The following is a 12,467-nucleotide window of genomic DNA, read 5'->3' as shown; positions in this document are numbered from 1 at the left end:
ACTGGCTATTGAATAGCAGTAATGGACGAAACAGCGATAAGACGGGAGCCTTGTCGTCGGTATTGCTTGATCCCCCCTGCGCAATAGCTAGACCGTATTGGTCTCTTCGCTGGCGGCCTCAATGGGTTCGCCATCTTCGTCCAGCAATTGGTGATCGTAGGCGGCCTGAAGGCCGGTATCTTCCGCGGGTAGTGGCTGCGGCTCCTCCTCGGCCCAGTAATCGATATGGCCGGGATAGATGGGCGACAAAATCGCGACCAGGATGCCAATAACGGAGAAGATCGCAAAGGCATCCGCATAGCCAAATCCATCGACCAATACACCAACCACCGGGGAACCCACTGCCTGCCCAAGCGCACAGGCCAAAAAAGGCAGCACCGGCCCCATCGAAAGCCGCCCCGGCAGTAGCCGGATGCCGGTCATCAGGTAGAGTCCCGTTAGGCTCATGTAGGCAAGCCCGAACACCATTGCGGAAAACATCGCCAACGCTAACTGGCTTGGGCTAGCGGCCAGCAGCACCAGGCTTGCAGAGAGCATCATCAACATCAGTGCCTGGGTGATGGGTGGGTTGTTGCGATCAGCGAGGTCACTCACGACGGCACCACCCAGCCCCGCGATACCGACCGCAAACCATAGCCAGCCGGTTTGATTTGGGGGCAGCGCGCCGAGGGTCACCGCAAGGTCGGGGGCAAAAAGCCAGTAGGGGGCAGAAACAAAGCCCATAGCGAAGGCAAATAGCGAAAGCCGGATGAGCCGCGACCACTGCAACCGGGTAATGGGCGGCGGCGGTGCTGCATTGGCTGGCACCACGCGTGATACCGAAGGGATAAAGTACCAGGCGGCGATAACCCCCATGCCGGTTAGCACCGCAAAGAGCGTATAGGTCAGGCGCCAGGCATCCGCCAAAAACACCACCGTCGGCACCGCCACGATAATGCCGACACTGGTGCCGGCATTCATAATGGAGCTAACACGCCCGTGCATTGCCCGACTTACCAGCGCCTGCATCGCGGCGGTGAGCGCGGGCATCATCAACCCGGTGCAGATACCGCAGATAAACACCCCGACACCCAGCGAAAGTGCATCGGATGCCTGACTGATCAGCCCCAGTCCACCCACTCCGAAACCACCTGAGAGCACTGCCAGGTTACGCGCACCGAGCCGGTCAGCGGCAAGCGGCGCGACCAAAGTAGCAAGCACGAAACTGATAAACGGTAGCGCCCCGATGATACCGATCAGGTAGGAGGTGAGACCCAGCTCGGCGCTGATGGAGGGCACAAACAGCCCAAACGCAAAACGTGCCAGCCCGTAACTAATCGCAACCAAAGCGGCGCCAAAGATGGCAAACCCCATGTTCGACAAGGTCTTCATACTAACTACTCCATGGCCGCTTGCTGCATGAATAGGCGTAAGCTCCATTCATTGTCGTCGCCACAGTAGTAATGAGCAATACAGGTAGGCGGTCAATTTCCGAAGCGGTTTTCAGGATAATAGCTATCACACCTCTTCAAGATTGCTCTATAGTCGAGAAATGCTAACCGGATGAATCCAGCCTATGGCCGTTGACCTGCAAACGCTCTACCCCAAACTGATTCATCTGATGTTGGACACTGTCTTCGTAGTCGATCAAGACAACCAGATCGTCTTTGTGAGTGATGCCTGCGAGTCGCTTCTCGGTTACCTTCCCAACGAATTGATCGGCACCCCGATCACCAACTATATGCATCCTGACGACTTGGCGGCCACGCGGGACTCTATTGACCGAGTGATGGACGGTAAGCCCCATGTGGATTTCCGCAACCGCTATGTTCGTAAAGACGGTGGCATCGTGCATATCCTGTGGTCTGCCCGCTGGTACGAGGAAGAGGAAGTGCGGATCGGTGTTGCACGCAACGTTACCGCCCTGATGCAGGCCGAGGAGGAGTTACGCCACCTCGCCCATCATGATCCACTGACCCAACTGACCAACCGAGCGCTCTTTTATGATCGCCTGGTGTCAGGCCTGAGTGCGTCCCATCGCTACCAGAGCAGCCTGGCGTTGCTGTTTTTGGACATCAATGACTTCAAAGGCATCAATGATGTGCATGGACATGCCACAGGCGACCGAGTGCTCTGCACGGTCGCCAGACGGCTGGAGAGCTGTGTACGCGAAACAGATACCGTGGCCCGTATGGGCGGTGATGAGTTCACGGTGCTGTTAACGGACATCCAGTCAGTCGATACCGTGAATGAGAAGGTAGAACAGATTCGTATAGCCATGGAGCAGCCGCTAGGCGCTGAATTCGGCGCCGTGGAAATGCCCTCCTGCAGTATCGGCGTGGCCTGTTACCCAGACGATGGAAGGGATGCCGATACCCTGCTAAGCCGTGCCGACAGCCATATGTATCAGATCAAAAGGCGCAGTCGTTAGCGGTTATGACCGATACCGGCAGTCAGCTATGAATGTTTGCCTGACTGCCGCCCACAAAGTTCGACAATAAATCGGTGGAGTCTCTTTCGTAACGCCGTTAACGCTGACGGCCTTTGCGTAGCATTTTCCAAAGCTGTGAAAATACGACCAGCAGCAGGAGTGCGATAATCCCTTGCGAAATAGGACGCGTAAATAACGCCCCCCAGTCATCTTGGGAGAGCAGCATTGCCAAGCGTAGGTTCTGTTCCGCCATTGGCCCTAGCAGCACCCCCAGCACTACGGGAGCAAGCGGGAAGGCGAGTCGATGGAGTAAGTAGCCGAGCACCCCAAACGCTAACATGACATACAGATCCATCATGTTCCCTTTGACGGTGTACACCCCCACCGCCATTAGCACCAAGGTGGTGGGAACCAACAGGGCGGTCGGCATGCGCAAGACCTGAGCAAACAGTCGGGTCGCCACCATGCCGCCCAGTAACAGGAGCAGCATCGCCGTTATTAACATCTGCCACATGAAACCGAAGACCACATCAGGCGACTTCGTAAACAGTTGCGGGCCGGGCTGAAGGCCATGAATCATCAGCGCACCCAGCACTAGGGCAGCGACCAGGTTGCCAGGGATCCCCAGTGTTAGAGATGGAATCATTGCAGAAGCATTATCGGCACTGTTACCTGATTCAGCTGCTGCAACCCCCACAGGATTGCCCGTGCCGAAAGATTCAGGGTTCGTGGACTTGCGCTTCGCTTCGTTATAACTCAATAAAGCCGCTAAATTACCACCAGCACCTGGCAAAATGCCTACGCTTACGCCTATCAGCGATGAGCGTGTCCATGTGCGCCAGTGCTGACGTATCAATGTCAGCGCATTCCCACTCGCATCGACTTTGAAGCTTCCTGCATCGTAGTAGGTCGCGTTGCGCTTCTCGGCCATTTCCAGCACTGGCGGAATCGCGTAGAGGCCGATGAGTACGATGATCAGGTCGAAGCCCCCACTTAAATAAAGCGAATCGAACGTATAGCGTTCCGCCCCACTGATGGTGTCAACGCCTACAAGGCCGATGATAACGCCCGACAGGGCGCTGAGCATGCCTTTGCTGATATCACTTCCCACCAGGACGGCGATGCTGACAAGACCGAAAATGGCTACCCAGAAGTACTCAGTAGGCCCAAAAGCCAGCGTGACCTGAGCCAACAGCGGCGCTAACGTCATCAACGCTATGGCGCTGATAATTCCACCCACCGCTGACGACCAGCACGCCGTCTTGAGCGCCAGCCCGCCCTGCCCATTGCGGGTCATCGGGTAACCGTCGAATGTCGTTGCAATGGCCGCTGGCGTGCCTGGGATTTTTAGTAAGATGGCCGGAATGGCGCCACCGTACATTGAGCCATTATAGATACCGGCTACCAGCCCTAGCGCGATCACAGGATCGAACCCGTAAGTCAGTGGCAGCATAAGCGCAATGGCCATGACCGGATTAAGGCCAGGTAGCGCACCGATCAAAATCCCCACCAGCGTACCGACGAAAAGACTGAACAAGGAACCAAACTGCAGGGCCACGGGCAAGGCGTTGAATAAGGAATCAAACATAGCGTGCCACCCTATTTAGGAAACCAGGAAAAATTCGACGGGCAAGGGCCGTTTCAGCACCAGCGCAAACAACCCGTATAAGAGGGCGATGAAGCCCACCGTAATTCCTAGCACCACCAAAGGGCGTCTTTCACCCAGCACCAGGGCCAGGAGTACGATGAACAGGGTGCTAGTGGAGTAAAAACCCACGGTTGGCATAGCCAGGTAATAGATCAGGCAACAAGCAACGGTTGCCATAAACCGTCCAGTATGGTCGATTAGGGGTGATTTCACAGTGCCCGTCTCCCCTGCTGCTAATGCCTGCACAGCGCCTTTAAGTATCAGAGGAAGTGAGAACAGGCACATCAGAATACCCACCCCCATAGGCACGTAAGCGGCGCCAGCATCAAAGCCACTCCCCACCCAGACCACCGTGCAGCCAAGGATGAGGAAGGCGATGCCAGAGATAATATCTCTGAAGTTCATGAGCAAGTTACCGTCCATTACGCGATGAATTAGTTTTTCTTAAGCCCAAGCTTTTCGAGTGTCTCACCAATCGCTTCGGTTTCCTGATGCAGACGCTCCCGCAGCTCTTCACCGCGTACTAGATTCAGCGTCTCGCCTTGAGATGCCAGGAACGTTTGGAACTCAGGATGTTCGACGGCTTTAGCGACGGCATCGGCGATGACATTAACGCGCTGCTCATCCATGCCCTCCGGTGCCAGCATCATCCGCCATAGCACGGTTTCCAGTTCAGGGTGGCCGAGTGCTGCTAGGCCTGACGCCTGAGGAAGGGCCTCGTTATCGTCGGCTGAGGTGACGAGTAGGCACTTCGCCTTGCCATCCTCCACATAGGGAAGCACGGGTGTGATGGAGCCACCGTAGATATCCACATGCCCACCCAGGAAGTTTTGCAGGGTCTCGCCAGCGCCGCCAAATGGGATAGGACGTGCCTCAATGTCATAGGCTTCGAAGATACGCTCTGCTGCCAAGCGCATGGTTCCACCGACCCCGTCATTGCCGTAGGTATATTGACCGGGATTACTCTGTAGCTCGGCCAGGAACTCCTCACCCGTTTCAGCGGGAAAGTCGGGAGCTACACACATGGTGTAGGCGCTCTGCGAAGTGCTGGTGATGGGGGTCAATGTCGCGTAGGAGTACTGAACACGCTGCATATGCGGCACGGTGGTAATAGGGCTATTCCAGGTAGACAGCAGTGTGTAGCCATCGGGCCTGGCACGGGCAATCTGGTTGACCCCAATAGCCCCCCCTCCACCGGCGACATTCAGCACGGCCAGTGACTCGCCTAACTCTTCCTGAAGGTATTGGTTAAGCATGCGGGCAACGTTGTCAGTACCGCCACCAGCGGGTGCTGGTACGACGATTTCGATGGGACGATTCGGGTAGTCGTCAGCCATGACAGGCATAGCGGTAAACGCTGATAGTGCAATTAAAGACGTCAGCTGGAATGTTTTCATTGTTAGTTACCTTTTCTGGAAATGCAGGGTGGTAAGGCGTGCATCAAATGCAATCTCATGCAGGTTGGTCACCGAGCGTGACACGGTAGCGGAATCGCTCGGGTCGTCCGTGTACCCGGCGAAACTCGATGACTCTTCCGGCGGGGTTGCGGGCAATGCGCTGGATGGCGGCGACCGGTGCCCCAGTGGCTAGTTCTAGATGCTTTGCACTGGCATCGGTGGCAGCGCCGAACGACAGCTCGTCGGTTGCTGACGAGATCAAAATCCCGAATTCCTCCAGAAATACGGGATACAACAAAGGGCCCATCGCTTTTGGGTTTAGCGACAAGAGCCCATTGAAATCGGGTAGGCGTAGATAAATTTCTTCAAACAGCAGTGGGTCACCTGACCAAAGGCGAACACGTTCCAGTTTTATGCAATGGCTGACTGAGTCCTCACCAAAGGCTTTCTGTACCTCAGCGGGAAGCGGCACTTCATGGCAGCTAAGAATGCGGCTTTCTGGAATGACGGGTACATCTGGATCGTCCACGTCATGTACATGGAAGAAGCGAAACAGATCGGCTCGGAAAGCAGGTTGCTTAACGAAGGTGCCGGTGCCACGCCGACGATCTAACAGACCTTCATCGACTAACTGCTTCAACGCCATTCGCATGGTTGCCAAAGCAACGCCATACTCTTCGGCTAAACGGTTCTCCGAAGGGATCATATCGCCTGGTTTCCACTCACCATTGGCGATCCTTGACCCTAATTGATCGCGGAGTTTGGCATACAGGGGTAATCTTCCGTCCGTATTCGCAGAGAACTTGGCTTGCATAGGGCCACCCAGTGGTTAACTTTGATTTCTTGAGGTCATTGAAGACCCGTGTATACTTCCAGTCAACCAGTTCTCTAGAGAACTAGACTTATGTATAACAAGTTAGCTGATGTGAAATCTCCAGATATAACGTTATGAGGGGCCAAACGTGAAATTAGGTTTTGATTGTCATGCGCATGCTTACGGGCCTGTTAAGAACGTCAAAGGATCTAACTACAGCCCCTCACGACCTGCTCCACTCTTGGATTGGCAAAAAAACCTCGAAAGTTGCCGGTTAAGCGGTGGCGTATTGGTGCAACCAAGCTTCCTAGGCAATGACAACCGGCAACTGCTTGAAATGCTTGCCAAGCTTGATCACTCCTATCGCGGAGTCGTTCAGCTCGCCAAGGAGACAACGCTTGAGGAAATAGCCGCTCTTGATGCTGCAGGCATTGTGGGCGTGCGGTGGAACCTTATTGAGGGGCGAAGTGCATTGCCAAACCTCAGTGATCCTCAATGGATAGACTTTCTGGATCATCTCAAGGCCATGGACTGGCATCTTGAGTTACACCTGGAAGGCAACCGGCTGCCTGAAATTTTTCCAGCGCTGCATGAGCATGGCGTGAAGTTGGTCATCGATCATATCGGACTCCCTGTCGATGCCGCCCCGCTGCAAGACCCAGGGTGCCGCCTGCTGCTTGAGGCCGGACAGGCAGAACGCACGTGGGTAAAGCTTTCAGCTCCCTATCGCTCCCCCGTAATTAACCTCAAACCCCATGTTCAGGCTTTGTTGGATCACCTTGGGCGTGATCGGCTGGTGTGGGGCAGTGACTGGCCGTGGACGCGCCATGAGGATAAGCATACTTACCGCGATACTTACGGATGGCTCAGTGACTGGATTAGCGATGCTGATGATCGCCAGCACATCCTTGATACGAGTCCTAGAGCTTTGTTTAAGTTAGAGGCTCGATAGTCTAGGCATAAGAAGATAATAGAAATAAAACTGAATTAATGTGAATTCAGGGCCACACTAAACTGCATAAACTCACGCAAAGCCATTACGGCTTCATACTACTGAAGGGTAGGCAGCAGATTACGAGACATGGCGAGCTTGGCATTCATATCATCACAGTAGCCCCCGCCAACGGCGCACCTTGCATTAGTAAAGTTAAATTTGCGAGCCAGCCCACTATCCATAATATTAGAAGGAGCCGCCTTTCCCCAGCACGGATTTGGGTATCTTGGTTATTTGCTGATGTAGTTTGGAGTCAAAAACTGCAACCTTACAAATTGCTGTAGAAGCACGCTAGCAACCAGTAGAGAAGCACCTCTAACGCCTATGCGGTCATCACAAACCCTGCCTTATGCTCTGTTGCATGTAGAGCGTAGCGAAATAATGAAGGGAAATGGCAACGGTAAAAAAACCTTTTTAATCTCTCTTTCGACCGCGACGGCCTTTTCTCTGCTGCTATTCTCTTCTGCCTGGGCGGATGAAGTGTATAGCGAGACAGCCACCGGTATGGTCGAAGCAGCTGTTCAAGCGATCTGCGATAGTGATAAGAGCGGCATCTTTCAATGCACCAGCGAAAAATTGAACCCGATGTATATTATGAGGAAGAATTCGCTGCCTTCCATGAAGCATGCAGGGATAACGGTATAGCGGAGATTGAAACGACATCAGAATTTGACGATGCATTAATGCAAGAGCAAAAGCGTCGATTTCACATTGATGCGAAGATTGTTATGGGAGCTGGGGCAGTGTACACAACCACTTATCGAGTGGTTTGGGGGTCATTCAAGGTGCCAGAGAGTAGCAATCCCGTCGAGGCGTGGAGATTGGGTGTCCCAGTAGAGTAGAAGTGCCTATCCTCAGGGAAGACCTGTCACGAAATTAAATTCACCTTAACAGACCGATGAACAAAAACGCTGGTCGCCATGCTAATTAACGGATGGCTGATGGACTTACTCGCTGCTTTTCTTTCCCACCACAGTGCTTAGATAAATTTTCGCTCACTGAGCAGGCTCAGTGAGCGTTTTAAGAGGTTATTTTGCCAGGCTGGCAAACACCCCGAAGTAAACATCAGTTTTATTACGCGATTTCTTTCACAACCCAACTGACCACTTCTTCATTACCAAACTCTGCTTTCCACTCTTGAATGACTTTATGATTCCCGCCACGGGTTTCCACCACTTCGCCCGTGTGTGGGTTCTTGTATACCTTCAAGGGGCGCTTTTTACGACCATCCGTGCTGCTTGTGCTTACCTTGCCAGTTTTTGCTGGTTTGGAGCGGTAAGTTGGGTCAAGCATTTCACATACGTCGCGCGCTAATTTTCCGTGCTCCGTCATGAGCGCTTGCAGTCTCTCTTTGAATTCAAGCTCTTCTTTTAGCTCACTGTTATTTTCCAGTGCTTGCAGCTCTTCTTGTAGCTGCTTTAACATCTGCTCTTTTTTGAGATAATCACTCAGTACCGACGCCATAGTCTAATTCCTATATTTTAAAATTTATTTAAGATAACCCTTAAACATATATCTTGCGTATTATAGCTTTAATATAGTCATTGAGAAAAGAAAAGCTCAAGTTTGATTACTGGGTAGGGGGCGTGCCATTTGGTCACACCCCAAAAAAGGCTTGCGAGAAATCGCAGGCCTTTTTTTGCAATTTGGCTCGCCCGGCAGAAGTTGAACCGGCGACACTCGTTTCGAAGGCTGGTTTTAGCCGCTATTTTAGCAACTGTCTTAATCACTAGGAGCCGAACTGCACAACGAAGATTGCATACAAAAAAGACTAAAGTCTAGTTTTTAACCCCTAAAATTGTGATCTATCTTGAAATTGTATGCAACTTTGGGCGCTAAATCGATGGACGCTATACCCGCAAACGCCTCAAAAGTGGTTCAGACCGCCACGGCTAGAGTCCATGATGTAGTCAAGCAGCGGATTCTAAATGGCCATTACCAGGCAGATGAGTACCTTCGTGAAACAAGCGTAGCCAATGAGCTTAACGTCAGCCGTACACCCGTGCGTGAGGCGCTGCGAGAGTTGGTGTCGGAAGGTTGGCTCGAAGCCATTCCCCATCGTGGCTCACGTGTGGTGGCTTGGACGGCGAAAGATGCTCGCGAAGTATTCGAATTACGTCTGGTGCTAGAGCCCTTAGCGGTTCGCTTAGCCTCCACACAGATAAGCAAGCCGTGCTTTACGTATTTAGAAACCCTAGCGACTCAAATGGAATCGCTCACCGAAGAGGTCAACACAAACGCTGAATCCCGCAACGGCATTGCGTCACTTAATCACGAATTTCACCGAACGCTGATTCTCGCTAGCAACAACCAACGTTTAGCAAATTTGCTCGAAAATGTCGTTCGCACATCGGTCATTCATCGTAACTTCGGCAACTATGACCTTGCCAACCTTCGCCGCAGCATGCGTCACCACCGCGAGATTCTGGAGGCCATCGCTGCTGGCAGTCCCGAATGGGCTGAGAATGTAATGCGCGCCCATTTGCTGGCTGCGCAGGCATTGCACGTCCCGCACACCAATACCCCCTCCGGTTAGAGAGACATTGGTTGATTATAAAGAGGCCTAAGAACAACAATGAGACAACAAGACACGCCCGCTCCGCTCCCCCTTGAGAACATTAGGGTTCTTGAGCTAGGACAACTCATCGCAGGGCCCTATTGCGGCCAAGTGCTTGCAGATTTTGGTGCTGAGGTAGTGAAAGTCGAGCCTCCCGGTAAGGGGGATGCTATGCGGCAGTGGGGAGAAGCCGACCAGGAGAGTGGCGACCCATTGTGGTGGAACGTGATTGGCCGCAACAAACAATCGCTGACCCTCGATCTTCGTCAGCAGCGCGGGCAAGACGTGTTGCGTCAATTAGCGGCGCGTGCTGATGTCATCATCGAAAACTTTCGCCCCGGCACCATGGAGCGCTGGGGTCTAAGCTACGACGAACTCTCCCGCCACAACCCAAAGCTGGTCATGGTGCGGGTCACTGGCTTTGGCCAAGATGGCCCTTACGCAACCCGGGCGGGGTTCGCATCAGTGTGCGAAGCCATGGGTGGGCTACGCTATTTGAGCGGCTATCCTGATCGCCCCCCGGTGCGTGTTGGCATCTCAATTGGCGACACGCTGGCGGGCTTGCACGCTGCGCTAGGCACCATGATGGCCCTTCATCAGCGCGAGCGAAGCGGAAAAGGGCAAGTGGTCGATAGCTCGATATTTGAGTCTGTCCTGGCCATGATGGAGAACTTAATTCCCGAGTATGCCCGGGCGGGAAAAGTCCGCGAGCGCAGCGGCAGCTTCTTGCCCAAAATTGCTCCTTCAAATGCTTACCCAGCCCGTGACGGGCGCGACGTTATTATCGGCGCCAATCAGGACACCGTCTTCCGCCGCCTCTGTGAGGCCATGGGGCAACCTCGCCTGGCCGACCATCCTGACTACGCGACCCATCGCGCACGCGGGGAGAACCAGCAGGCTATCGACGACCTTGTTGCGGCCTGGACCCAGCAGCACGACGCTTCTCATATCGTGGATATCCTCGCCGAGGCGGGGGTGCCCGCGGGGTTAGTCTACCGAGCCCCCGATATGCTTGGCGATCCACACTTCCAGGCGCGTGAGTCGATCGTAGCGGTGCCTGATCGCCAGGGCCGCCCACTGCCGATGCAAAATGTTTTCCCACGGCTCTCCAGCACCCCAGGCAGGGTACGTAGCGTCGGCCCTGCCCTGGGCGAGCATACCCATACAATCCTCGCCGACTGGCTGGCGTTCTCAGCCGATACTCTCGACGCTCTTCGCGCCGACAACGTGATTTGAGGGGGAGAGCAGCATGGATCCCATTATCGTTCTTGCCATTTTAGTCGGGCTGATTGTCATCGGTTTCCCTATTTTCCTAGCCCTGGGCTTATCCGGGTTAGCCGGCCTCTATATGGCGCGCGGCTCAATGGCGTTTTTTTTCGCCCCTACATCTCTGTTTGGCCAGCTTAATGCCTTCGAGCTCATTGCCCTTCCCCTCTTTATTCTGATGGGTAATTTCCTGGGGGCAACACCGGTGGGGTCGAGTCTTTTCACTGCCGCCGTGCGCTGGCTCAACTGGCTGCGGGGCAGTCTGGCGATCTCTTCAGTGGGGGCTTCGGCTATGTTCGGCGCCGTATCAGGGGTGAGCCTAGCGGGCGTTGCGGCAGTGGGATCCATTGCCGTACCGCAGATGCTCCAGCGCGGCTATAGCCGATCATTAGCCGCGGGTGCCGTCGTTAGTGCTGGCGCCCTGGCCATGCTGATCCCACCTAGCGTGCCCTTTATTATCTATGGCGCCGTCTCTAGCGTCTCGGTGGCGGATCTATTTATCGGCGGCATCGTTCCCGGCATTGTGCTCGCGTTAGCATTGTCACTGTTCATCTACATTCGAGTGCTGCTCAACCCTGAAGAGGCACCCGCCAGTAAAGAGCGCTTTACCTGGAAAGAGCGCTGGGCGAGCCTGGCTAACATCTGGCACGCCGCGCTGTTGGTGGTGGCAGTGCTGGGCTCGATCTACTCGGGCCTCGCCACACCCAGCGAAGCCGCGGGCATCGGCGCGGGCGGTGCCTTTTTGATCGCCACCCTGATATTTCGCAGCCTCAGTTGGCGTAAGTTCCTGGAGATACTGGCGACGACTGCGCGCGTCAGCGGTGCCATCCTACTCATTATCGGCTGTGCCAAGATCTTCGGCGACTATCTCAACATGGTGCGAGTACCGCAGCTCCTCACCGAGGCACTCACCGCCACCGGTCTGCCCGCCTGGGCGATCTTGGTGGCGGTCATGCTACTGCTGATCCTACTGGGCATGATCGTCGATGCCGTGTCGCTGATCGTGGTGACCACTCCAGTACTGCTGCCCCTAGTCACCGCCCTGGGCTACGACCCGCTTTGGTTCGGTATCGTGATGGTGCTCAACCTTGAGATTGCCGTGGTCACTCCCCCGGTGGGGCTCAACCTCTACGCGCTGCGCGGGGTCTGCCCCGAGCTCTCAGTGGAAGAAATCATCAAAAGCGCACTGCCATTTGTCGCCGTTCAGTTCCTCGTGCTGATGCTGTTTGTGTTCTTCCCCAGCCTCAGCCTGTGGTTGCCGGGGCTGATGTAGCCCCGGTGTTTCAACGTCAGTGAAGTGCAACGTTACAAAGGTGCATCACAACAAACCTTTACAACAGACTCTTACTGCAGATTCTTACAACAACAATCAGGAGATTCA

General features: G+C 54.3%; 12 protein-coding genes. 6 read left to right on the top strand and 6 right to left on the bottom strand.

The window, feature by feature from the left end; translation table 11 throughout:
- Nucleotides 1-87: 87 nt before the first annotated feature.
- On the bottom strand, nucleotides 88-1,371 hold the full coding sequence (locus JI62_RS07145; RefSeq protein ID WP_088699496.1) for an MFS transporter: 1,284 nt from the start codon (nucleotides 1,369-1,371) through the stop codon (nucleotides 88-90).
- Nucleotides 1,372-1,555: 184 nt separating this feature from the next.
- On the opposite strand from JI62_RS07145, the gene JI62_RS07140 reads away from it, so the two are divergent.
- Nucleotides 1,556-2,410, top strand: coding sequence for a sensor domain-containing diguanylate cyclase (locus JI62_RS07140; RefSeq protein WP_088699495.1), 855 nt, complete (start codon nucleotides 1,556-1,558; stop codon nucleotides 2,408-2,410).
- 97 nt (nucleotides 2,411-2,507) lie between these two features.
- Here the strand turns inward: JI62_RS07140 and JI62_RS07135 are convergent, their stop codons facing one another.
- From JI62_RS07135 to JI62_RS07120, 4 genes are read right to left on the bottom strand one after another with little or no spacing between them, the layout of a single operon-like run.
- Entirely contained in the window at nucleotides 2,508-3,998 is a 1,491-nt protein-coding gene (locus tag JI62_RS07135) for a tripartite tricarboxylate transporter permease (protein ID WP_088699494.1), read from the bottom strand.
- A gap of 15 nt (nucleotides 3,999-4,013) precedes the next feature.
- Nucleotides 4,014-4,463, bottom strand: coding sequence for a tripartite tricarboxylate transporter TctB family protein (locus JI62_RS07130; RefSeq protein ID WP_240513165.1), 450 nt, complete (start codon nucleotides 4,461-4,463; stop codon nucleotides 4,014-4,016).
- 29 nt (nucleotides 4,464-4,492) lie between these two features.
- On the bottom strand, nucleotides 4,493-5,455 hold the full coding sequence (locus JI62_RS07125; protein ID WP_170938498.1) for a Bug family tripartite tricarboxylate transporter substrate binding protein: 963 nt from the start codon (nucleotides 5,453-5,455) through the stop codon (nucleotides 4,493-4,495).
- Between the two features lie 55 nt (nucleotides 5,456-5,510).
- Nucleotides 5,511-6,269: a GntR family transcriptional regulator gene (locus JI62_RS07120; protein ID WP_088699492.1), complete on the bottom strand. Its 759-nt coding sequence runs from the start codon at nucleotides 6,267-6,269 to the stop codon at nucleotides 5,511-5,513.
- A gap of 148 nt (nucleotides 6,270-6,417) precedes the next feature.
- Between JI62_RS07120 and JI62_RS07115 the strand changes: the two genes are divergently transcribed.
- Both JI62_RS07115 and JI62_RS22430 read left to right on the top strand, forming a co-directional pair.
- Entirely contained in the window at nucleotides 6,418-7,221 is an 804-nt protein-coding gene (locus JI62_RS07115) for an amidohydrolase family protein (RefSeq protein ID WP_088699491.1), read from the top strand.
- A gap of 366 nt (nucleotides 7,222-7,587) precedes the next feature.
- Complete coding sequence (locus JI62_RS22430; protein WP_141101307.1) at nucleotides 7,588-7,908, top strand: hypothetical protein; 321 nt, start codon at nucleotides 7,588-7,590, stop codon at nucleotides 7,906-7,908.
- A gap of 429 nt (nucleotides 7,909-8,337) precedes the next feature.
- On the opposite strand, the gene JI62_RS07105 is transcribed toward JI62_RS22430, so the two are convergent.
- Entirely contained in the window at nucleotides 8,338-8,727 is a 390-nt protein-coding gene (locus tag JI62_RS07105; protein ID WP_088699489.1) for a histone-like nucleoid-structuring protein, MvaT/MvaU family, read from the bottom strand.
- A gap of 379 nt (nucleotides 8,728-9,106) precedes the next feature.
- Here JI62_RS07105 and JI62_RS07100 point away from each other — a divergent pair, with 379 nt between their 5' ends.
- From JI62_RS07100 to JI62_RS07090, 3 genes are read left to right on the top strand one after another with little or no spacing between them, the layout of a single operon-like run.
- Complete coding sequence (locus JI62_RS07100; RefSeq protein ID WP_240513164.1) at nucleotides 9,107-9,799, top strand: GntR family transcriptional regulator; 693 nt, start codon at nucleotides 9,107-9,109, stop codon at nucleotides 9,797-9,799.
- Nucleotides 9,800-9,838: 39 nt separating this feature from the next.
- The gene (locus JI62_RS07095) at nucleotides 9,839-11,056 is read left to right on the top strand and encodes a CaiB/BaiF CoA transferase family protein (RefSeq protein WP_088699488.1); all 1,218 of its coding nucleotides are present in this window, start codon (nucleotides 9,839-9,841) and stop codon (nucleotides 11,054-11,056) included.
- A gap of 13 nt (nucleotides 11,057-11,069) precedes the next feature.
- Complete coding sequence (locus JI62_RS07090) at nucleotides 11,070-12,359, top strand: TRAP transporter large permease (protein WP_088699487.1); 1,290 nt, start codon at nucleotides 11,070-11,072, stop codon at nucleotides 12,357-12,359.
- Nucleotides 12,360-12,467: the final 108 nt, after the last annotated feature.

The sequence above is a fragment of the Halomonas campaniensis genome (genome assembly GCF_002211105.1).
GTDB lineage: Bacteria > Pseudomonadota > Gammaproteobacteria > Pseudomonadales > Halomonadaceae > Vreelandella > Vreelandella campaniensis_A.
Note: the sequence above shows the minus strand (reverse complement) of the source record. Positions and strands in the feature narration are given on the sequence as shown.